The sequence below is a fragment of the Streptomyces actuosus genome (assembly GCF_016921115.1).
Classification (GTDB): domain Bacteria; phylum Actinomycetota; class Actinomycetes; order Streptomycetales; family Streptomycetaceae; genus Streptomyces; species Streptomyces actuosus_A.
The window spans coordinates 160,314-180,682 of the sequence record NZ_JAFFZS010000008.1 but is presented as its reverse complement, the minus strand read 5'-3'; the positions used below and the strand labels follow the sequence as shown (position 1 = coordinate 180,682).

The window sequence follows — 20,369 nt, the reverse complement described above, 5'->3', positions numbered from 1 at the left end:
AACTCGGCACCCCAGGCAGACAGATGGGTGGCGGTCACACTCCGCACGATCTCCCCCGCCCTGGACCCCGACGCCTCCGACCAGGCATGGGCCTGGCTCTACCAAGGTCGCGTAGCTACACGGCACGCCCTACTGCGATCCGAGCCCTGCACGGTCACCGTCACCCAGGACACCACCCGCATCACGTGGACCATCCGACCAGTGATCTTTCTGCCGCTCGCGCACCGACAGGGCATCGAACTCCCAGCCTGTGTTGACGGGTTCAAGCTCCTAGAGGCAGACGGTCCTCTGCCACGACGTCCTGACCTCCGTTAGGGTCCAGGCATGACCACAGGGAGGGGCGGGAGAGGACCCAGGCATCTGGGCGAACTGACAGACGTGTATGACTTCCTGGACGAAGTGAGGCTACGCCAGAGCATGTGGGTGCGGGGCCGGTCGCTGCTGCACCTGGAATCCATGGTGCTCGGATACCAGGCCGCCCTGGGCGTCCACGGGATCGATGAGAACTCAGATTTCTCCACTGGTAGCCAAGGACCGTTTGCTCAGTGGGTGTGGGACCGGCTCGACATGAGATACCCCAGCGCTCTGGGCTGGGCAGTGGAGATCGAGCGCGCTGCGGAACAGGCTGGCAAGCCTGCCCTTGAGATGTTCTTCGATCTCTTGGACGAGTTCCGAGCCTCCGGCCGCGGGAGGCAGCAGGCAGCACCTGCCCCGGCCGGACAGCCCCACGCGACCGACTGAGTTACAACCTTCTTTACTGGTTTAAGCCCCGGCTGCGCTCCGCTCCGCCGGGCGCGCTCCCGGCTCCGTTGCGCGCTGCGCTCCTGCCTTCGGCCCGCTCCGCGCACGCTGCGCCGACGCGCGCCCACACATGGATAGGGCCGAAGGCCATGAGGCGAGCACCGCAGAACGCGGACCACGGTCAAGACGATGCCTCCGGCGGGGGATCGACCGGCACCGGGGGGAGAGGGGCGCCGTTCCCGACCGCGGGTCCGTAGGGGCGTGCGGGGAGTGCTCCCGTCCCGTACGCCATCGACCCAGGCAGAGCCGAGCAGACGCGGCCCATGGCGTCCAGGTCGTTCGTACGGTGGCGCGCTCCACCTGGACGCCATGAACCACGCCCGCTCCACGGAGTGTGGGTCGACGGCGTACGGGACGGGAGCTGAGGTGAGTGGTGGGTTGAGGAGGCAGGATGCCGCCGTGGCAGAGATCAACGGATACGAGTCCGTAGGCGCCTCGCTGGACATCTATCGCCACAGTCGCGAGCCCGGAGTGAATCGACCCGCCTAGGGGTTGCCCGAGAGGAGGGCACCCAGAGGGTTCCCGGGAACACAACTGTGCGGCGCCACGCGCACCGAGTCACATGAACCGGAGCAGCGCTACCAGGGCAATCGGTACCAGGAACACAACACGCACCACGCGCCACCGGACGACCTCGCGCATGACGAGTGCCAGGAACGCGAGTGAGTACGGAGCCGCCAGCGGAATCGCCGAGATCAGGCCTACGGTCAGCGACACGTGATTACCGAAGACCAAGATCGCTCTCAGAGCGACCCACCCGGCTATCCCCGCCGTGAGTACCTGAACCGTGAGCAACCGGAGCCGGGTGCCACCTGTAGTCACGCGGGAATCGGCAATCGTTTCGCGGACGATCATGACGCCCGTCCATGCGAAGAGCGTTGCGACAGCCAGGATGATAAGCAGCCCGAAGGCGGCGAGCCCGCCGTCACCGAGGATCGAGTCCGGGTGCCAGAACGTCTCGATGAAGATCCAGACAGGAACACCCAAAATGATGCCTGCCGCCCATGTGGAGACGATCTCCTTACCGAGACGGTCCGACCACCACTCTTGCAGGGCCCGCCCCCACAGCAAGATCTTGCGCAGGCTCTCGCCCATACGTCCGCCCTCCCCTGACCGCTCGGCATCCTAGGCTGGCCTCTGAGAGCGTGGCGTATGCAGGGTGCGCATCTGTCAAGAGCACTTGCACTTGCTTGGGCTGACACCAGCGGCTGACGCCAACAAGCGCGAACGGCAGCGGTCGAGACCGGACCCCACTGAACGATCGGCCGAGGCGCAGAGGCGGTTGGTCGACGTTGGCAGACCCCTGTGATCGACCTGATAACGATGAGGCCGTACGGCAAAGTCCACGAGGTCATCCCGCGCCAGGGCTGGGCCAAGGTGCATGGTGCGCGCGCCGTCTACTGTTCCTCGACGTACTGTCCGTCGATCACTGCGAAGTCGCCCAGCCGGGCGGCCATTGCCGTCAGGTATCCGACGAAGTCACTCGCTTTGGGCCCGCTCGGCCCTGCTTCGTGGTCCATGTCGATGACCTGGCCGACCTTTCCCTCAGGACCTGGCGACAGGTCCAGCACCGCGCCGTTTCCCCCGCCGTCTGCATCAAGAGAGACCCAACCGATCTGCCACCAGCCAGCCTTCAGGGCCTCGCCGTCCGCAACGAAGTCCTTGAGGTCGTCAAAGTCGCCGCTGGTCAGGAGGTCGCGCCATACACTCACTTCTTGCAGTATGCCGTCGCAGGACAACAGCGTGCCCGTGGGCCAGCCCCCGTCCGCCGATCCGTTGTGTCGCCGCAGCGAGGCCGTGACCGCCTCAGGCAACTCGATGCCGAGCGTCTCCTCAAGGGCGGCGATCTGCTCACCGGAGGCAGGAGGCAGGATCAGATGCGCGGCACCCTGGGCCTCGTACCACCGTTCGATCTCATCCCACGTGTCCGCAACAGCCGCCGCGATCTCTCTTGCCATGAAGTTCCCCTGGTGGTTCTCTGCTCAGCCGCCAATGGCGGTGACCTTAGCGACACGCACTGACAGTGCCGCCGAGGGGCGCACCAGCACCGCACCACATCGACACCAGATCGAACGGGGAACAAGAGACGGGCCTCTCTCGAAGCCCCCAGCGGGCACACCCGCCGTTGTGGCTGACTGTCGTCGGTTGAGGCACAGACGACTTGAGTCCACGATGCACCGTGCGGTCGGCCTGAGGAGACGTCCCTGCCCTGCGTGATTCTGAGAGGTGGAAGGGGAATGCAGCCCTGTGGCGAAGTAAGGCCAGGGGAGGGGTGGACAGATGGCGCAACGGGGCAGCGGCCGAGGCAGCGACTATCAGCGGCAGCAGCAAGCTCTACGACGTGCCCAGGAGCAACAGGCACGACAAGCGGAGCGGGAACGCAAGGCCGCTGAGACGGCCACCAAACGGCGGGAACGTGAGCGGAAGGCCGCGTATCAGGAGCAGCAGGCCGAGCAGGCGCAGGTGCGCACGATCGGGGTCGAGCACGAGGTCGAGCAGCTCGGGCAGTTGCTCCGTGACGCGTTGGTGGGCGATCCGCCGACGACCTTCGAGCGCCGGCGGAGGACTCACACGCCAACAAAGTTAGACGAGCGTCCTTGGTCTCGTCCGGAGCCTTCACCACGCTGGGAGGAGTTCGCACCACCGGAGCCCGGCGGTCTGGCTGCTGTCCTGGGCCTTGGCAGGAAGCGCTATGAAGCTGAGGTTGCCGAGGCGCGCGTGCGGTCCGGCGAGGCACAAGAGCGCCACAGGCGAGCCGAGGAGAAGCGGCTGGTAACGCTGGAGCGGAAGCGTGCCGAGCACCGCCAGGCCGAAGCGCAGGCCCTTGACGAGGTGGCGGCTTTCAACGAGAAGCTGGACGAGCAGCGCGAGGCGTACAGAGCCGGGGAGCCCGCGGCGGTCGAGGCTCATCTGGGGGCTGTTCTGGATGCGTCGGAGTATCCATTGGGCTTCCCTCACGAGCATCGGATCGCCTTTCGACCTGCCACCGGTGACGTACTCGTTGAGATCCACCTGCCGCCTGAGGCGATCGTTCCAACCGCGCGGGGCTACCGGTACGTGAAGAACCGAGACGAGACGACCGTGCTGCCTCGTCCGGAGAAGGAGCGCAAAGAGATCTACGCCTCCGTCCTGGCTCAAGTCGCTCTGAGGACAGTGCACGAGGTCCTGACGAGCGATCCGGACCGGGTCGTCAATGGCGTGATCCTGAACGGCCATGTGAGAACCATCGACCGGGCCACTGGTCAGGAGGTCTCACCGTGTCTGGTGACCCTCAGCGCCAGCAGGGAGCAGTTCGGGAAGCTCCGTCTCAGTCAGGTTGATCCTGCGCAGTGCCTCAGAGGACTCAACGCTCTGGTGTCTCCCAACCCCTACGATCTCGAACCGATCCGCCCCATCGTCGAGTTCGACCGGTCGAAGTACCGGCTCATGGACAGCATGGATGTTGTCGCCGGCCTGGACAGCAGGCCCGTACTGGTGAAGCTGACGCCCACCGAATTCGAGCACCTGATTCGCCAACTGTTCGAGGCGATCGGCATGGAAGCCTGGAACACCCAGGCGTCCAAAGACGAGGGCGTCGACGCGGTGGCCGTCAGCAAGGACCCCGTCTTCAACGGTGAATGCATCATTCAGGCGAAGCGCTACAGCAAGCTCGTGGGCGTGGAGTCCGTCCAGGCGCTCGCCGGAGTGGTCGAGCACAAGCGTGCTGCCAAGGGGGTTCTGATCACCACATCGTGGTTCGGCAGGGCCAGCCACGACTTTGCCCGCCAACATGGCCGACTCCAGCTCATCGAAGGGCCGGAACTCAAGTACCTGATCAAGGAACACCTTGGCAAGGACGTGATCCCGGGCCCGGTCCCCCCCGAAGAGGCGCCCCTCGCGCTGAGGCCGGCGGACCGCCCACACAGACCGAGGAACTGGGCCGTCCCTGGGCCGTCCGAGGCCGCTCGACGGTGGCCAATGACGACCAACGACGACCACCAGGCGCACGAGCCCACAGCCCCTGACCAGCAAAAACCCAGCTCCCCAAGATCCCCGGCAAGACCCAGGGCAAGAAGAAGTAGGAACGGCGACCATGCCCCCGACCTGCGTGAACGGCGCGGAGCGGGGGCATTTTCGCGCCGTGGGGCCTCTCTGGGCCCTCAGCTCTCCGGCTCTCCTGGTCGGATGGCTCCCCGAGAGTTATCCGGGCCCGTTCTCGGCTGCTGGGCATGAGTTGCGCGCGCACCTTCGGAGTCAGGCCCGGGTCCGAGTGCCCGAGGCACTCGGCCAGAGTGTTACTGCGCGTGCACCCTTGATCACCATGGATGCCTGACTGTGCGATGCGGCCAACTTGCCATCCAGGGGCAGGAGTCGCTGCGCCGCCTACGGCTTCCGCTCAATGGTTGCGCACCAGGCGTCGGCTGAGGTGCGGCATGCGCCGGCGCGTGTCGGCGATGCCGAAGGGGTTTCCGGCCTCCTGGCGGTGGCTCTCGGGTGCGGGGCGGGCACGGGCGCGGCTGTGCGGGGTCCAGGGACGTCAGCGCGTGGCCGTCCAGGTGTAGGCGGCACCGCCCAGGGAGACGAGGACGCCCAGGGTCACCAGCGTCCGGGCGACGGGGCGCATCCAGGGCAGCCTCGACGGCTGATGCAGGACGCGTTCCCGTTCGACCAGGCGGAGGGCGTCGATGCCGAGCGTCGTCGCCAGCCGCTCCTGGATCTTCGTGATCGCGTCCTCGGCCAGCAGTGCCGACGCCTGGAGCCTCATGCTCTCGGAGTACGCCGCGACGATGACGACGGCCGTCAGCAGGCTGATCGCGCCCGCCGCGGCGTGCAGGTCCGCGTTCAGGGCCGTCGCGTACGCCGTGGCCATGACCGCGATGCAGACCAGCAGCGCGTTGAGTATCTGGTAGGCCCGCCCGCGGCGGTTCTCGAACCACCGCCAGGAGTGGTCGAGGGCCAGGGCCAGGGCCTCGTGTTCGGTCCCCCGTGACGTCATGAGGGCAAGATGGCAGGCGTCGTCGGTCGCGTCCAGAAGGCCTCTGCCCGCTCCCCCGGCGCGCACCGGAACGGGTGGGCGGCGGCGGGGCGTCACGGGGGTGGTGGTCGGTGGGCGGAGGAGCGCGTAGCGGCCGTTCCCCCGCGCCGGCCTCTCCGACGGCCGTCGGAGCGGGGCGGGCGGCCGGGCCGGAGGCGCGAGTCCGCTGCCCCTCCGTCGCTCGGACGCCGTCCGGGCGTCGCCCGGAGGGCAGGGTGGTTCACCGGGCGGCGTCGAAGGCGTGGGGCGGGAAAACCGCCTCGCGGGTGCGGGGTGTGCTGCGTATCGTCCGCCTCGGACCGAGGGGGAGCGTGAGCAGGTGGGCAGGAGACGTTATGTCGCCCGGGGCGTGCCGGGCGGTTACCGGATCTGGGACAACCGGGGGCGCCGCTGGTGGGGCGACCTCTACGAACTCTGCCCGGACGATCTGCTCGCCGAGCTCAACGGGCCGGCCGACCGGGAGCGGATCGTCACGCTGATGAAGCGGTACCGCGCGCAGAAGCGGTGACCGCCGGCCGCGCGCGTCCCGGGCCGGGGCGGCACGGTCACCCGGCCCGGCGTCCGGCCGGTGGGCCGGGCGCCGGTGTTCCGAGGACACCGCCCGGCCCGGTACGGGCAGGGTGTGAGGGCGGTACGGGTGAGGGCACCGGTGCCTGTCGGCGCACCCGGGCCCTCACCGTCGTATCCGCCCCGCGGTGTTCAGCCGCACTGGCAGGGGGCACCCGACTGGCATCCGCAGCCGCACCCGGAACCGCAGCCGCACGCACCGATCAGGGTCAGGTTCCTGATCTCGGCGGGCCGCTCGGTGGCGCGTTCCTGCGTGGGGTCGGGAGGCGTAGCGGGAGTGCTGGGGGATTCGGCCATGGTTTCTCCTCAAGGCTGGGCCTGTGCCCATTGCATGCCCACCAGGCCGGGCGCATCAACGGCGCACATCAGCGCGTGGCCGTTCCCTCGCGCCTCCGCGTGCACGCCGGTGGCACAGCCGTACGTACCCGGACGCCCCTCGTTCCGGTCGCCGGTGTGGCCGGTGGGGGAATGGACACGCCCTTCGTCCCGGCCGCTGGTTGTGCGGCAGGGGGCCCGCGGACGTCCTCTGCCCGGGTGGCCGGAGGTCGGCCGGAAGCACCCGGACGCCCTTTGTCCCGGCCGCCGGTGTGGTCGGCGGGGGAGCCGAGGACGCGCTGCGCCCGGGCGACCGGTGTGTGGCCGGAGGCGCCGGCATGCTCCTCCGCCCCCGGCGACCGGGGTACGTCCGGACGGCCTCGGCCTGCCCCGCCGCGGCCACCGGTGCGCCACCGGAGGGGCTCAGGCGCTCAGGCGCCTTCTGCCCGGCGCCGGCGTGCGGCCACAGGCCTCGGGGCGCGCTCCGACCCGGCGACCGGGGTACGGCCGCAGGCGCTCAGACGCCCTCCACCCCGGCGACCGGCTGCTGCCCGTCCGACTGGAGCTCGTCCGCGTGCTCGCCCGTCACCAGGTACACCACCCGCTTGGCGACCGCGACCGCGTGGTCGGCGTACCGCTCGTAGTAGCGACCCAGCAGGGTGACGTCGACGGCCGTCTCGATGCCGTGCTTCCAGCGGTCGTCCATCAGGTGCTGGAAGAGGGTCCGGTGCAGCAGGTCCATCGCGTCGTCGTCCTGCTCCAGCTGGAGCGCGAGGTCGACGTCCTTGGTGATGATGACCTCGGCCGCCTTGGCCATCAGGCGCTGCGCGAGCTGCCCCATCTCCAGGATGGTGGCGTGCAGGTCGCGCGGTACCGCCCGCTCAGGGAAGCGCAGCCGCGCCAGCTTCGCCACGTGCTGGGCGAGGTCGCCGGAGCGCTCCAGGTCGGCGGACATGCGCAGCGACGTGACGACGATCCGCAGGTCCGTCGCCACCGGCTGCTGCCGGGCCAGCAGCGCTATCGCCCGCGCCTCCAGGTCGTGGTGCAGTTCGTCGACCTTCTGGTCGGCCTCGATCACGCTCTCGGCCAGCTTCAGATCGGCGTCGAGGATGGCGGTCGTGGCGCGCCCGATCGCCGAGCCGACCAGCCTGGCCATCTCCACCAGACCGTCGCCGATCGAATCAAGTTCCTCGTGGTACGCGTCCCGCATCAGGGTCCCTCTCTCACGTCTGCCGCTGGGGTTCCGGGGGCCAGAAGACGGCCGCCAGGACCGGCTCGAACGGTTCTGCGACCGGGTCGAGACGGTCCGCGACCGGCACGGGACGGTGGTGACGTACCGGCCGTGCGAACCCCACGTTCCCACGTTCGGCCCCCGACGCGTCGGTTTCCGTCACCCGGAATGAACCAATACTGGCTCTGAGGTGAACTCTGGGCGACGAGTGTTCGAGGTCGCACGCGGACGGCTGTGGCCAGCGCCGATCCCGTGCCTAACCTGGAGGCATGGACGTGAACGCGGCGGTCGCCGCAGCGGCGGCGATCGCCGGGGTGCTCACCGGCGTGATCGCCATGCTGGCGTTCCGCTGGAGCGAGCGGGAGCTCAAGCGCCCGACCCGCACTTCTCTGCACACCGACCCGGTGCTCCCACCGGGTGTGGACACCGTCCTGTCGGTCCTGCGGTCCTCCGCCGTCGTCCTCGACGAGGGCGACACCGTGGTCAAGGCCAGCTCTGCGGCGTACGCGCTCGGCCTGGTACGCGGCGGCAGACTGGCCGTCGAACCGATGCTCCAGATGGCCCGGGACACGCGGCGCGACGGAGAGATACGGCAGGTCGAGCTGGACCTGCAGCGGCGCGGGACCGGGCGGGGCGAGGCCCTGGCGGTGTCCGCCCGCGTCGCCCCGCTCGGCTCCCGGCTGGTGCTCCTGCTCGTCGAGGACCTCACCGAGTCCCGGCGCATCGAGGCGGTCCGCCGGGACTTCGTCGCCAACGTGAGCCACGAGCTGAAGACCCCGGTCGGGGCTCTCTCGCTGCTCTCCGAGGCCGTCATGGACGCCTCCGACGACCCGGAGGCGGTGGAGCGCTTCGCCGGCCGCATGCAGATCGAGGCGACCCGGCTGACCAACCTGGTCCAGGAACTCATCGACCTCTCCCGGGTGCAGAACGACGACCCGCTGGAGGACGCCGAGCCGGTCGGCATCGACGAACTCGTCGACGAGGCCATCGACCGCTGCCGGCACGCGGCCGGCACCAAGCAGATCACCATGGCCACCGGCGGCACCGCCGACCTGCAGGTCCGGGGCAACCGCGGCCAGCTGGCCGCCGCTCTCGGCAACCTCGTCGAGAACGCCGTCAACTACTCCCCGGCCCGCACCCGCGTCGGCATCGCGGCCCGGCGGGTCACCGCACCCGGCGGCGACATGATCGAGATCGCCGTGACGGACCAGGGCATCGGCATCTCCGACCGGGACAAGGAGCGCATCTTCGAGCGCTTCTACCGGGTCGACCCGGCCCGGTCCCGCGCCACCGGAGGCACCGGCCTGGGCCTGGCCATCGTCAAGCACGTGGTCGCCTCGCACGGCGGGGAGGTCACGGTGTGGAGCGCAGAGGGGCAAGGCTCCACGTTCACGCTCCGGCTGCCGGAGGCCGGCGCGGCACGAGACCGCGCCCAGCAGCACCCCGACCTCGACGACGAGGAAGGGAACGGCGACGGCCACCGTTCGTCCCCCTCATCCCCCGACTCAACCGCGTACGAAACGCTTTCCGCCCCGGAGGTCCTTCCGTGACCCGTGTGCTCGTCGTCGAGGACGAGGAGTCCTTCTCCGACGCCCTGTCGTACATGCTCCGCAAGGAGGGCTTCGAGGTCGCCGTCGCGGCGACCGGCCCCGACGGACTCGACGAGTTCGAGCGCAACGGCGCCGACCTCGTTCTCCTCGACCTGATGCTGCCGGGGCTGCCCGGCACGGAGGTGTGCCGCCAGCTGCGCGGCCGCTCCAACGTCCCCGTGATCATGGTGACCGCCAAGGACAGCGAGATCGACAAGGTCGTCGGTCTGGAGATAGGAGCGGACGACTACGTCACCAAGCCCTTCTCCTCCCGCGAGCTGGTCGCGCGCATCCGCGCGGTGCTGCGCCGCCGAGGCGAGCCGGAGGAGGTCACACCGGCCGCGCTGGAGGCCGGCCCGGTCCGCATGGACGTCGACCGGCACGTGGTCACGGTCGGCGGCTCCAAGGTCGATCTGCCGCTGAAGGAGTTCGATCTGCTGGAGATGCTGCTGCGCAACGCCGGCCGTGTGCTCACCCGTATGCAGCTCATCGACCGCGTCTGGGGTGCCGACTACGTCGGCGACACCAAGACCCTCGACGTCCACGTCAAGCGCCTGCGCGCCAAGATCGAGCCGGACCCGGGCGCGCCGCGCTACCTGGTGACCGTGCGCGGCCTCGGCTACAAGTTCGAGCCGTAGGCCCGACCGGCCGGGCCTGGGACACGATGAGGGGCGGCACCCCCAGGGTGCCGCCCCTCGCGGCGTTCCGGGCCGCTCGGCCGGCCGGACTCCTCGGTGATCGGAGCTTCCGGCCGCGTGGCCTCCGGTGGCCGGAAGCTCCGGCCACCGGAGTGCTCGACCGGACTACTGGGAGGCCGAGGCCGACGGGCTGCCGGAGCCCTCGCCGGCCGGGGAGCCCGAGGCGGACTCCGACGGCGAGGCCGACGCGCCCTGCGACGCAGTGGCGGCGGGGGCGGCGGTCGTGGCGCTCGGGACGTCGCTCGGGCCCCACTCGGTGAAGTAGCTCGTGGCGGGGACGACGAAGGCGTTCAGGCTCACGTCACCGGTCTCGCTGAAGGTGAAGGTGACCTTCTCGACGTTGCCGTCCTGCAGCGCCTCGCTGCTGTCGGGCAGCGAGGCCGCGGCGTTGCCCTTGCCGCCGATGACGAGGGAACCGCCGGCGGGGATGCTGAGCTTGCCGCCGCCCTCGGCCGGCTTGAGGTCGGCGGTCCGGTCGACACCGTTCACCTTGACGGCGTCCAGGGTCTGGGCGGTGGTGCCGGTGTTGAACACGGTGGCGGAGACCACGGCCGGGCCCTTCGCGTCCCGCATGGGCTGGGTGATGACCAGCGCGTTCTGGATCTTGACGGCGCCGACGCTCGTGGCCGCGTTGTCCGGCTTGACCTGAAGGGTCTGAGCGTCGTTTCCGGCGCCGCAGGCGGCCAGCGAGGCGATCGAGACGGCAATGACGGAGGCGGCGAGGGCGCCGCGTCGAAGGCTGCTGCTCACGGCGGCGGCAACTCCTTGAACGCAGGGAAAGGCGGCTCTCCTTGTAAAGCCGCCCTAAGGGTCTGTCAGCGGCTTCAGGTTACCGAGCCGCTCCCCGGCCGCCGCACCCGACCCTCCCCCGAGCGGTTCGGCTTCCCTCGTGCAGGTGCCCCCTCGGGGCGTCCGACGCCGCCCACGACAGGTGACCCGTACAGCCCCGGGAGCCGTTTCGGGCCACGGCTCGTCCGGCAACCACCTTGTGCCACGGGGACGCCCCGGTGCTGACGCAGGGGAGGAGCGGTGCGCTCCGCGCGGGCCGGGAACTGTGCGCGCAGGTGCGCGGGAAGCGGGGCCGCGCGCGAAGGCGCCCCGGCAGCGGCAGGACAGCGACCACCGGTGGGGTGGGCCGAGCGTGTCGGGGGAGTCAGCGGCGCCCTCGCTGTGGGGGCGTCCGATCGCCTCGTCTCCTCGCCAGGGCGCCGACGGCCCGCAAGGAGGCAGACGCTGCCGGTCCGAACCCCGCTCGCGCCGAGGGCGCGGGACCTCCCGGGGCGCTGCTCCCCGGGGGGCGGACCGGGCCGGGAATCCCCTCCCTTCGGCGAGTCCTTCGGCGAGTCCTCCGCGAGGGAGCATTCGAATAAGCGGCCGTCGGACCGCGGTGGGACCCCGGCGAATATTTCGTGAAGGAATGCACGACCCCCCGGGCGCGGGAGTCGGAAATTGATCAACGCGGGTAGCGTCCGGCACTTCTGTGGCGGCCGTGATCAATTCCTGATTCGTCTCGTATCCACCTCGGGGCCACCGAACGGAGTAGCGTAAGTCGCACACCTGGAAGCGGACATTTGTGGACGTTCGGCCCTTCGGGTGGCCCTCCGGGTGCGTGTGACGTACGTGTTTCACCCCACCTGCGAAGCGGCTCCGACCTGCGAATACCTGCTTCCGCTCCCGCGGCGAAGCACGTTCCTGTTGCTGTTGTCAAGCCCCGAGATATGCCCTGACCTGCGAAAACGCCATTCAGAAGACGCTGTATCCGTGTTACCCTGGATAGCCACGGAAGGGGTACCTGTCACATGACGTTCAAGGTTGGCGACACCGTGGTCTATCCCCATCACGGGGCCGCGCTGATCGAGGCTATCGAAACTCGCCAGATCAAAGGCGTGGACAAGACCTACTTGGTGCTGAAGGTCGCCCAGGGTGACCTGACGGTACGTGTGCCAGCGGACAATGCGGAGTTCGTCGGCGTGCGTGATGTGGTCGGTCAGGACGGGCTGGACCGGGTCTTCGAGGTGCTGCGTGCGCCGTATGCCGAGGAGCCCACGAACTGGTCGCGTCGCTACAAGGCAAACCTGGAGAAGCTCGCCTCCGGCGACGTCATCAAGGTCGCGGAAGTCGTGCGCGATCTGTGGCGCCGTGAGCGTGAGCGCGGACTCTCCGCAGGTGAGAAGCGCATGCTTGCCAAGGCGCGGCAGATCCTGGTGAGCGAGCTGGCCCTCGCGGAGAACACCAACGAGGACAAGGCCGAGGCTCTGCTCGACGAGGTTCTTGCGTCCTGACGCAGGCGCGCGCCGCTCGGAACGCTTCGTACATGGCTATGCCGCGGTGCCCGATGACGTGAATTCCGTCGCCGGGCGCTGCGGCATGTTCGTACGCGGATACACCGCGCCCGTACCGTACAACGGGGAAGGCACCCCGGCACCGAGGGGAGAGATCCCCCCGGGCCTGTGCGCCGGGGCCGGGCGATCGGCTCGACCGTGGTCACGGAAAGGGTCCGGTCTGCAGTGCCCACCCCCGCGCACTCCTCCAGGCCATACCCACGCCAGGCCGGCACACAAACCTGACAGGAACCGATGTCTGACGTTTCCAGTGCTCCCCCCGCCGCCGAGGCCGCCCGCACGGCCGTCGTGATCCCGGCCGCCGGCCGGGGGGTACGGCTCGGGCCCGGCGCCCCCAAGGCCCTGCGCACACTCGGCGGCGTCCCCATGCTCGTCCACGCGGTCCACGCGATGGCCGCCTCGCGCGCCGTCTCCCTGGTCGTCGTCGTGGCCCCGCCCGAGGGTGCCGCCGAGGTGAAGTCGCTGCTGGACGGGCACGCACTGCCCGAGCGCACCGACGTCCTCGTCGTGCCCGGCGGGGACACCCGCCAGGAGTCCGTCCGGCTCGGGCTCGACGTCCTGCCGCCGGAGTTCGGCATCGTGCTCGTGCACGACGCGGCCCGCCCGCTGGTCCCCGTCGACACCGTCGACGCCGTGATCGACGCGGTACGGGAGGGCGCCGTCGCCGTCGTGCCCGGCCTGGCGCTCGCGGACACCGTCAAGGAGGTGGAACCGGCCGCCGTCCCCGGTGACCCGGAACCGGTCCTCGCCACGCCCGAGCGGGCCCGGCTGAGGGCCGTGCAGACCCCGCAGGGGTTCGACCGGGCGACCCTGGTCCGCGCCCACGAGACCGTCACCGGCGCGGTCACCGACGACGCGGGCATGGTCGAGCAGCTGGGGGAGCAGGTGGTCGTCGTCCCCGGGCACGAGGAGGCCTTCAAGGTCACCCGCCCGCTCGACCTGGTCCTGGCCGAGGCGGTCCTGGCCCGCAGGAGGCTCAACGATGGCTTCTGACGTCCCCGCCGCCCCGCCGCTGCCCCGGGTCGGCATCGGCACCGACATCCACGCCTTCGAGGACGGGCGGGAACTGTGGTGTGCGGGCCTCAAGTGGGAGGGTGAGGGCCCCGGCCTCGCCGGCCACTCCGACGCCGACGTCGTCGCGCACGCCGCCTGCAACGCGCTGTTCTCCGCCGCCGGCCTCGGCGACCTCGGGCAGCACTTCGGCACCGGGCGGCCCGAGTGGTCCGGTGCCTCCGGCACGGTGCTGCTGGCCGAGGCCGCCCGCATCGTGCGCGAGGCGGGCTTCACCATCGGCAACGTCGCCGTCCAGGTCGTCGGACCCCGGCCGAAGATCGGCAAGCGCCGCGACGAGGCGCAGAAGGTGCTGTCCGAGGCGGCCGGGGCCCCTGTGTCGGTGTCCGGCGCCACCACCGACGGACTGGGCTTCCCCGGCCGGGACGAGGGTCTGATGGCCGTGGCCACGGCCCTGGTGGTGCAGACCGGCTGAACGCTCCGCGGCGCCGCGGAGCGGTGGGCACTTCCGCCCGGACGTCGGTTGCACCCCCCGCGGCCCACTACCCTGGAGTGGTGACTATTCGCCTGTACGACACCAGCGCCCGGCAGATCCGCGACTTCACCCCGCTCACGCCGGGCTGTGTCTCGATCTACCTGTGTGGCGCCACCGTGCAGGCCGCCCCGCACATCGGGCACGTCCGCTCCGGGCTGAACTTCGACATCATGCGCCGCTGGTTCACCCACCGCGGCTACGACGTCACGTTCGTCCGCAACGTCACCGACATCGACGACAAGATCATCAGGAAGGCGGCCGAGCAGAACCGCCCCTGGTGGTCGATCGGCTACGAGAACGAGCGCGCGTTCGACGACGCCTACACCACGCTCGGCTGCCTGCCGCCGACCTACGAGCCGCGGGCCACCGGGCACGTGACCGAGATGGTCGAGATGATGCGCACGCTCATCGAACGCGGCCACGCCTACGAGTCCGACGGCAACGTCTACTTCGACGTCCGCTCCCTGCCCGGCTACCTGTCGCTGTCCAACCAGGAACTGGAGAACCTGCTCCAGCCCTCCGAGGAGGGCGAGACCGGCAAGCGCGACCCGCGGGACTTCGCCATGTGGAAGGCGGCCAAGCCGGGTGAGCCCAGCTGGGAGACCCCGTGGGGACTCGGCCGGCCGGGCTGGCACCTGGAGTGCTCCGCCATGGCGCACAAGTACCTGGGCAGCGCGTTCGACATCCACGGCGGCGGGATCGACCTGATCTTCCCGCACCACGAGAACGAGATCGCCCAGGCCCGCGGCTTCGGCGACGCGTTCGCCCGCTACTGGGTGCACAACGCCTGGGTCACCATGAGCGGCGAGAAGATGTCCAAGTCGCTCGGGAACTCCGTCCTCGTCTCCGAGATGGTCAAGCGGTGGCGGCCCATCGTGCTCCGCTACTACCTGGGCGCCCCGCACTACCGCTCCACCATCGAGTACAGCGAGGAGTCCCTGCGCGAGGCCGAGGCCGCCTTCGCGCGGATCGAGGGCTTCGTGCAGCGCGTCACCGAGCTGGCCGGCAAGACCGTCGATCCCGCCGACCAGGTGACGCCCGCCTTCGCCGAGGCCATGGACGACGACCTCGGCGTCCCGCAGGCCCTCGCCGTCGTGCACAACACCGTCCGGCAGGGCAACAGCGCGCTGGCCGCCGACGACAAGGACGCCGCCGTGGCGCGGCTCTCCGAGGTGCGGGCCATGCTCGGCGTCCTCGGTCTGGACCCGCTCGACGAGCAGTGGGCCGCCGAGAGCGACCGCGGCGCCGAACTGCACGGCGTCGTCGACAGCCTCGTGCGGCTGGTCCTCGACCAGCGCGAGGCCGCCCGCGCCCGCAAGGACTGGCCGACCGCGGACGCCATCCGCGACCGGCTGGGGCAGGCCGGACTCGTCATCGAGGACGGCCCGCAGGGCCCGCGCTGGAGCCTCGGGGCGCGCTGAGCCGGGACCGGCGCAACAGGCCCGCAGAAGATCGACAGTGCCGCCCGGGCCTCCGGGCGGCACACTGCATAGACGTACGTACGACAGCACACGACAGACAGGTAGGTCATGGCCGCGAACAACCGCCGCATGTCCGGCAAGAAGGGCGCGCAGGTCGGCAGCGGCGGCAAGCGGCGCCGGGCCTTGGAGGGCAAGGGGCCGACGCCCCCCGCCGAGATGCGCAAGGGTCACCCCAAGCAGCGTGCCGCGCAGTCCAAGACGCGCCGCGCCCAGGGCCGTCCGCAGCAGAGGCGCGGCGCCGGCCGGTCGACCGCCGAACTGGTCGTCGGCCGCAACCCCGTCGTCGAGGCCCTGCGCGAGGGCGTGCCCGCCACGACCCTCTACGTCCAGCAGTTCATCGACAACGACGAGCGCGTCCGCGAGGCCCTCCAGCTCGTCGCCGACCGGGGCTCGGTCAACCTCATGGAGGCCCCCCGGCCCGAGCTCGACCGCATGACGAACGGGCTCAACCACCAGGGCCTGGTCCTCCAGGTCCCGCCGTACGAGTACGCCCACCCCGAGGACCTCGCCGACGCCGCCGCCGACGCGGGCGAGGACCCGCTCATCGTCGCCCTCGACGGGGTCACCGACCCGCGCAACCTGGGTGCCGTCGTCCGGTCCGTCTCCGCCTTCGGCGGCCACGGCGTCGTCGTCCCCGAGCGGCGGGCCGCCGGTATGACCGCCGGTGCCTGGAAGACGTCCGCCGGCACGGCCGCGCGCACCCCCGTCGCCCGCGCCACCAACCTCACCCGGGCGCTGGAGACGTACCAGAAGGCCGGGATCGTCGTGGTCGGGCTCGCCGCCGACGGCGAGGTCGAACTCGGCGAGCTGGAGGCGCTGGACGGGCCGGTCTGCATCGTCGTCGGCAGCGAGGGCAAGGGCCTGTCCCGACTGGTCGGCGAGACCTGCGACTTCCGAGTGCGCATCCCGATGCCGGGCGGCGCCGAGTCGCTCAACGCCGGTGTCGCGGCGGGCGTCGTGCTGTACGAGGCGGCCCGCCGCCGCGCCTGAACCCGCGTTCGCGGACGTCACCCACACGCGCTCTTCGGGTCTGTCCGGACAACCTTGACGGGGTCCGGACAGATCCGGCGGGTCAAAGCAGTGTCCTAAGCACACGTCACTCGGTTAGATGAGTGTGGACACCAGAACACCCCGCACACCCACGGGGGACCGCTCGTCGGGATTCGACGACGCTCCCGCGCTGAGCATGGTGAAGGTGCCGAGCGACCCGGCGCAGATCATCGTGAACCACGCGAGCTTCCGCGTGCAGCTGGGCGCGTCGGCCAGGCGCACCCGATCCCCGCGGATCGCGCGGCACCCGAGCGCCACCTACGACACCGCCCGCACCCCCTTCGTCGGCGCCACGGCCGGCCGGACGCCCGCCGCCGGCGGCCGCCGTCCCGTCGTCTGGAGCGGCAGGTCCGCCCCGGACGACACCGGCGCCCACCGCCTCCTCCAGGCCGTGCGGGCCGGCAGCGTCGGCCACGACGAACCCGCCGAAGCCGGGGCCACCCAGGTCATCCCGCGCGTCGACGGCACCGACCCGGGCTACGGCGCCCTGGACGCCACCGTCGAGACCCCCGTCGTCGGCGCCCAGCGCACCCCCGGCGACGCGCCCGGCGCCCGACTGCTGCCCGCCATGCGCAGCGTCGGCAGCGACTACGACGAACCCGGTTACGACGACGCGGAGTTCGAGGACTTCGACGAGACCGAGGACGCGCGGCCCCCGGCCCGCGGCAAGCGTCACGCCGACGACCCCGCCCGGCACGCCTACTTCCCGGGCCGGCGCATGAACCTCGGCGTCGTCTTCCTCCCGCTGCGCGTCTTCCTCGGCTTCATCTCCATCTACGCCGGCATGGGCAAGCTCTGCGACCCCGTCTACTTCGACGGCGGCAAGCGCGGCTCCATGGTCACCTGGCTCAACACCCTGCACCCCTGGCAAGTCGCGGAGCCCCTGCGCCAGTTCGCCCTGCACCACCCCGTCGGTTCCGGCCTGGTCATCGCCTTCCTCCAGGTCGTCGTCGGGGTCCTGACCGTGCTGGGCTGCTGGCAGCGGGTCGCCGCCGTGGTCGGCGCGCTGCTGTCGGCCGCGCTCCTCGTCACGGTCAGCTGGAAGACCGTTCCCGCCTACGACACCCCCGACATCATCTACCTCGCCGCCTGGTCGCCGCTGATCATCGCCGGCGCCCCGGTGTACTCGATCGACGGCCGCCTCGCCGCCAGCGCCTGGCGCCGGCTCGGCCCCCGCTCGGACATCTGGGAGCTGCGCCGGTACGTGCTGCGTCGCGGCGCCCTGATCACCGCCGTCGTCACCGGCCTCACGCTGCTCCTGGGGTCCCTCCTCGGCGGTGCGGTCCGCGACTCCGACCGGATCGTCGTGCCGGGCCCCGGAGAGTCCCCCCGTAACGAACTGCCCGGCTCCCCGCTGCCGCAGGAACCCGGCACGCAGCGGCAGAGCCAGTCGCCCACCGCGGCCACGTCTCCCACCCAGGGCGCCACCTCGGCCGCCCCCACCACGGACGCCGCCACCGCGCCCGGCGCGACCCGCGGGCCCGGTGCGGCCACCACCGGCGCCCCCAGCCAGACCCAGGGCACCACGGGCCAGGCCCCGCCGCAGCAGTCCTCGCCGGCCGGACAGGCGCCCAGCACCAGCTCCGGCCCCACCTCCGGCGGCACCGCCACCAGCGGCACGTCCGGCGGCGGCACCAGCGGCGGCTCCGACTCCGGCTCCTCCTCCGACCAGTCCGGCCTCGTGGGCGGCCTGTTGGGGTAACCCGGCCGGTGGGCGGCATCATGGGCGGGCCCACCGGCTGAACACCATCGCCCACACGACGAGGCCCCGCTCTTCGAGAGCGGGGCCTCGTTCGTCGTGGGGCGTGCGGGACGGCGTGGGCCGAGGCGGGGCCGGGTCGGGCGAACTGCGCGGGAGCCCGGCGGCGGTACTGCAGGCCGTCCTGGGGCGTCCGGGGCGTCCTGGGCGTCCGGAGCCACTGGGGCGCCTGTGGGGAAGCCTGTGGGCCGCTTGCGGGCCGCCCACAGGGGGCGAGTGGTCCCGGGCGGCCGGTCCGTGGCCTGGAGGGCCGTGCGGCGGTCGGCCCTCGGCATGCCCAGTCGTGCATCGGTCGGTGCGCGGTCAGCGGCGGCCGGTCCGTGGCTGCGGGGGGAGGCGTCGCGTCACCGTGGCGGCCTTGCGCCTCGCAGCCGTGCGGCCCTGCCCGAGGGAGCCTCCGTGGGGCCTGTGCGCGATCCGGGCGAGCGTGAACCGCGAGGTGGGACCCGCCCAGTGGTGTGTGCCCGCGTCGGGTCGGGGGCGGCCGGACGGTGTCAGCGGCCGAGTGCCGCCAGTTCCCTGGCCGCCTCCGTCAGGTCCTTCGCCGTGTCGATCGCCCGCCAGTACGCCCCCTGCGGGATCGGGAACCCGGCCAGGCGCCGCTCCCGGGCCAGATGCGGGAAGGTGGTGCGCTCGTGGTCACCGCGTTCGGGCAGCAGCGCCGCGAACTCGGGGGAGAACACGTAGACACCCGCGTTGATCTCGAACGTCGACGGCGGGGCCTCGATGAAGTCGGTGATGTGTCCGAACCCGTCGGTCTGCACGGCTCCCCAGGGAATGCGCGGCCGGGCCAGTGCAAGGGTCGCCACCGCATCGCGTTCGGTGTGGAAGTCCGCCATGTCGCGCAGCGAGAAGTGGGTCCAGATGTCACCGTTCGTCGCGTACCACGGCCGGTCCGCGTGCGGGAGATGGGCAGCCGCGTACTTCAGTCCGCCGCCGCGGCCGAGCGGCTCGTTCTCGACGACCGTCTTCACCCGCACCGGCAGATCCGCCGTCCGAAGCCACTTCTCCAGCACATCCGCGAGATGGCCGCAGGAGACCACGACGTCGGTGACGCCCTCCTCTGCCAGCCAGACGAGCTGATGGCCGATGATCGGCGTCCCCGTCCCGGGGATCTCGACCATCGGCTTGGGCCGGTCGTCGGTGTACGGACGCAGTCGGGAGCCCTGGCCCCCGGCCAGGATCACGGCTTGCGTGGGGCGGGACGCGGCATGCGGATCGGTCATGCCCGAAGCGTACGCGGCGCCCCGCCGGGGGCCCGAGCCGCCGGCGGATTTCCCGTACTGCCGTCACCGTCGTCCGCCCCGGGCCGTCCGGGGCGCACGGACGGACGTCAGTGGTGGGCCGCCAGAACCCCCGAGGCGAACGACGTGTCACACACCGGCCGGGCGAACGACTGGGCACGGGAGGGGCCGTACACGCGGACCGCGGCGCGGCCCAGGGCCCGGGCGATGGACGCGCAGTGCTTCGCCAGGGAGGGGCGGCTGTTGACGGCCTGCTGGAGGTGGGTCAGGGCCACGCCCGGATCCTTCTGCTGGAGCTCGGTCAGCAGTTGGTCGCGCAGCACGTCCTGCGGGGCGCGCGGGGCGGCGTTCTTGGCGTCGCTCGCGACCGAGACGTCCGTTGCGGCGAGCACCGAGTCCTGGGGGCTCCTCGACCAGTTGACCCGGGTCACGGCGAGGGTTCCGGAGAGCACCAGGACGACGGGCAGGACGAGGGCGAGGGAGCGGCCGATCCGGCGGGCTGGGCCCCGGTGGCCGCGTCGCGTCTGTGGGGTGATGGAGTGCTTCACGCGTGTGAGGGTAGCGCCCGGTAATGATTCAGCGACATTCAGTCACCGGTTCGGGGGATGGGGGGATGCTGATTTCGGGGTAACGGGTTGACGCGCCCCCTTCGAAATGCCTGCTATGCCGGGGTACTCGTCGGCAACGAGAAGGGCCCCGCAGAAGCCTTGCGGGGCCCTCGTCGCCAACGTG

19 protein-coding genes and 1 pseudogene are annotated in these 20,369 nt (G+C 71.0%); 12 read left to right on the top strand and 8 right to left on the bottom strand.

The annotated features are described in order from the left end of the window. Nucleotides 1-3: 3 nt before the first annotated feature. Nucleotides 4-315, top strand: a pseudogene (locus tag JS756_RS36745) (hypothetical protein); the annotation flags it as partial. A gap of 9 nt (nucleotides 316-324) precedes the next feature. Next, nucleotides 325-741, top strand: a complete 417-nt coding sequence (locus JS756_RS13380) for a hypothetical protein (RefSeq protein ID WP_205383291.1) — start codon at nucleotides 325-327, stop codon at nucleotides 739-741. Between the two features lie 618 nt (nucleotides 742-1,359). On the opposite strand, the gene JS756_RS13375 is transcribed toward JS756_RS13380, so the two are convergent. Both JS756_RS13375 and JS756_RS13370 read right to left on the bottom strand, forming a co-directional pair. Next, complete coding sequence (locus tag JS756_RS13375; protein ID WP_205383290.1) at nucleotides 1,360-1,896, bottom strand: hypothetical protein; 537 nt, start codon at nucleotides 1,894-1,896, stop codon at nucleotides 1,360-1,362. Between the two features lie 302 nt (nucleotides 1,897-2,198). After that, the gene (locus tag JS756_RS13370) at nucleotides 2,199-2,759 is read right to left on the bottom strand and encodes an SMI1/KNR4 family protein (RefSeq protein WP_205383289.1); all 561 of its coding nucleotides are present in this window, start codon (nucleotides 2,757-2,759) and stop codon (nucleotides 2,199-2,201) included. A gap of 322 nt (nucleotides 2,760-3,081) precedes the next feature. Between JS756_RS13370 and JS756_RS37795 the strand changes: the two genes are divergently transcribed. Next, entirely contained in the window at nucleotides 3,082-5,013 is a 1,932-nt protein-coding gene (locus JS756_RS37795; protein WP_307790582.1) for a restriction endonuclease, read from the top strand. Between the two features lie 304 nt (nucleotides 5,014-5,317). On the opposite strand, the gene JS756_RS13360 is transcribed toward JS756_RS37795, so the two are convergent. Then, nucleotides 5,318-5,776: a hypothetical protein gene (locus tag JS756_RS13360; RefSeq protein WP_240203692.1), complete on the bottom strand. Its 459-nt coding sequence runs from the start codon at nucleotides 5,774-5,776 to the stop codon at nucleotides 5,318-5,320. Between the two features lie 358 nt (nucleotides 5,777-6,134). Here JS756_RS13360 and JS756_RS13355 point away from each other — a divergent pair, with 358 nt between their 5' ends. Beyond that, nucleotides 6,135-6,323, top strand: a complete 189-nt coding sequence (locus JS756_RS13355) for a hypothetical protein (RefSeq protein ID WP_205383287.1) — start codon at nucleotides 6,135-6,137, stop codon at nucleotides 6,321-6,323. Nucleotides 6,324-6,514: 191 nt separating this feature from the next. On the opposite strand, the gene JS756_RS13350 is transcribed toward JS756_RS13355, so the two are convergent. Both JS756_RS13350 and phoU read right to left on the bottom strand, forming a co-directional pair. Continuing rightward, nucleotides 6,515-6,679: a hypothetical protein gene (locus tag JS756_RS13350; protein WP_205383286.1), complete on the bottom strand. Its 165-nt coding sequence runs from the start codon at nucleotides 6,677-6,679 to the stop codon at nucleotides 6,515-6,517. Between the two features lie 535 nt (nucleotides 6,680-7,214). Beyond that, nucleotides 7,215-7,907 (bottom strand): phosphate signaling complex protein PhoU, encoded by a 693-nt coding sequence (gene phoU / locus JS756_RS13345; protein ID WP_205383285.1) that lies wholly within the window; start codon nucleotides 7,905-7,907, stop codon nucleotides 7,215-7,217. Nucleotides 7,908-8,197: 290 nt separating this feature from the next. Here phoU and phoR point away from each other — a divergent pair, with 290 nt between their 5' ends. Together phoR and phoP are read left to right on the top strand one after the other, a co-directional pair. Beyond that, the gene (phoR, locus tag JS756_RS13340; RefSeq protein ID WP_205383284.1) at nucleotides 8,198-9,478 is read left to right on the top strand and encodes a two-component system sensor histidine kinase PhoR; all 1,281 of its coding nucleotides are present in this window, start codon (nucleotides 8,198-8,200) and stop codon (nucleotides 9,476-9,478) included. After that, nucleotides 9,475-10,155: a two-component system response regulator PhoP gene (phoP, locus tag JS756_RS13335; protein ID WP_014673455.1), complete on the top strand. Its 681-nt coding sequence runs from the start codon at nucleotides 9,475-9,477 to the stop codon at nucleotides 10,153-10,155. Before phoR ends, phoP begins: the two co-directional genes overlap by 4 nt. Nucleotides 10,156-10,320: 165 nt before the next feature. Here the strand turns inward: phoP and JS756_RS13330 are convergent, their stop codons facing one another. Beyond that, the gene (locus tag JS756_RS13330; RefSeq protein WP_205383283.1) at nucleotides 10,321-10,965 is read right to left on the bottom strand and encodes a DUF461 domain-containing protein; all 645 of its coding nucleotides are present in this window, start codon (nucleotides 10,963-10,965) and stop codon (nucleotides 10,321-10,323) included. A gap of 1,049 nt (nucleotides 10,966-12,014) precedes the next feature. On the opposite strand from JS756_RS13330, the gene JS756_RS13325 reads away from it, so the two are divergent. From JS756_RS13325 to JS756_RS13300, 6 genes are all read left to right on the top strand, one after another. Beyond that, nucleotides 12,015-12,497, top strand: a complete 483-nt coding sequence (locus tag JS756_RS13325) for a CarD family transcriptional regulator (protein ID WP_003953493.1) — start codon at nucleotides 12,015-12,017, stop codon at nucleotides 12,495-12,497. 294 nt (nucleotides 12,498-12,791) lie between these two features. Next, nucleotides 12,792-13,550: a 2-C-methyl-D-erythritol 4-phosphate cytidylyltransferase gene (ispD, locus tag JS756_RS13320; protein WP_205383282.1), complete on the top strand. Its 759-nt coding sequence runs from the start codon at nucleotides 12,792-12,794 to the stop codon at nucleotides 13,548-13,550. Further along, nucleotides 13,540-14,043: a 2-C-methyl-D-erythritol 2,4-cyclodiphosphate synthase gene (gene ispF, locus JS756_RS13315; protein WP_205383281.1), complete on the top strand. Its 504-nt coding sequence runs from the start codon at nucleotides 13,540-13,542 to the stop codon at nucleotides 14,041-14,043. The genes ispD and ispF overlap by 11 nt, the downstream gene beginning before the upstream one ends. Before the next feature lie 80 nt (nucleotides 14,044-14,123). Continuing rightward, a complete protein-coding gene (cysS, locus tag JS756_RS13310; RefSeq protein ID WP_205383280.1) occupies nucleotides 14,124-15,524 on the top strand; it encodes a cysteine--tRNA ligase in 1,401 nt (466 codons plus the stop codon). Between the two features lie 108 nt (nucleotides 15,525-15,632). Next, entirely contained in the window at nucleotides 15,633-16,574 is a 942-nt protein-coding gene (gene rlmB / locus JS756_RS13305) for a 23S rRNA (guanosine(2251)-2'-O)-methyltransferase RlmB (protein ID WP_205383279.1), read from the top strand. A gap of 118 nt (nucleotides 16,575-16,692) precedes the next feature. Then, entirely contained in the window at nucleotides 16,693-18,336 is a 1,644-nt protein-coding gene (locus JS756_RS13300; protein WP_205383278.1) for a DoxX family membrane protein, read from the top strand. A gap of 551 nt (nucleotides 18,337-18,887) precedes the next feature. On the opposite strand, the gene JS756_RS13295 is transcribed toward JS756_RS13300, so the two are convergent. Together JS756_RS13295 and JS756_RS13290 are read right to left on the bottom strand one after the other, a co-directional pair. Further along, complete coding sequence (locus tag JS756_RS13295; protein ID WP_205383277.1) at nucleotides 18,888-19,619, bottom strand: nucleotidyltransferase family protein; 732 nt, start codon at nucleotides 19,617-19,619, stop codon at nucleotides 18,888-18,890. A gap of 107 nt (nucleotides 19,620-19,726) precedes the next feature. Beyond that, nucleotides 19,727-20,185, bottom strand: coding sequence for a hypothetical protein (locus JS756_RS13290; protein ID WP_205383276.1), 459 nt, complete (start codon nucleotides 20,183-20,185; stop codon nucleotides 19,727-19,729). Nucleotides 20,186-20,369 lie beyond the last annotated feature (184 nt).

Coding starts and splice junctions, on each gene's coding strand:
- JS756_RS13360 (WP_240203692.1), bottom strand. CDS start 5,776: ATGACGTCACGGGGGACCGAACACGAGGCCCTGGCCCTGGCCCTCGAC.
- ispF (WP_205383281.1), top strand. CDS start 13,540: ATGGCTTCTGACGTCCCCGCCGCCCCGCCGCTGCCCCGGGTCGGCATC.
- JS756_RS13325 (WP_003953493.1), top strand. CDS start 12,015: ATGACGTTCAAGGTTGGCGACACCGTGGTCTATCCCCATCACGGGGCC.
- JS756_RS13380 (WP_205383291.1), top strand. CDS start 325: ATGACCACAGGGAGGGGCGGGAGAGGACCCAGGCATCTGGGCGAACTG.
- rlmB (WP_205383279.1), top strand. CDS start 15,633: ATGGCCGCGAACAACCGCCGCATGTCCGGCAAGAAGGGCGCGCAGGTC.
- phoU (WP_205383285.1), bottom strand. CDS start 7,907: ATGCGGGACGCGTACCACGAGGAACTTGATTCGATCGGCGACGGTCTG.
- JS756_RS13295 (WP_205383277.1), bottom strand. CDS start 19,619: ATGACCGATCCGCATGCCGCGTCCCGCCCCACGCAAGCCGTGATCCTG.
- JS756_RS13350 (WP_205383286.1), bottom strand. CDS start 6,679: ATGGCCGAATCCCCCAGCACTCCCGCTACGCCTCCCGACCCCACGCAG.
- JS756_RS37795 (WP_307790582.1), top strand. CDS start 3,082: ATGGCGCAACGGGGCAGCGGCCGAGGCAGCGACTATCAGCGGCAGCAG.
- JS756_RS13370 (WP_205383289.1), bottom strand. CDS start 2,759: ATGGCAAGAGAGATCGCGGCGGCTGTTGCGGACACGTGGGATGAGATC.
- JS756_RS13300 (WP_205383278.1), top strand. CDS start 16,693: ATGAGTGTGGACACCAGAACACCCCGCACACCCACGGGGGACCGCTCG.
- phoR (WP_205383284.1), top strand. CDS start 8,198: ATGGACGTGAACGCGGCGGTCGCCGCAGCGGCGGCGATCGCCGGGGTG.
- JS756_RS13375 (WP_205383290.1), bottom strand. CDS start 1,896: ATGGGCGAGAGCCTGCGCAAGATCTTGCTGTGGGGGCGGGCCCTGCAA.
- ispD (WP_205383282.1), top strand. CDS start 12,792: ATGTCTGACGTTTCCAGTGCTCCCCCCGCCGCCGAGGCCGCCCGCACG.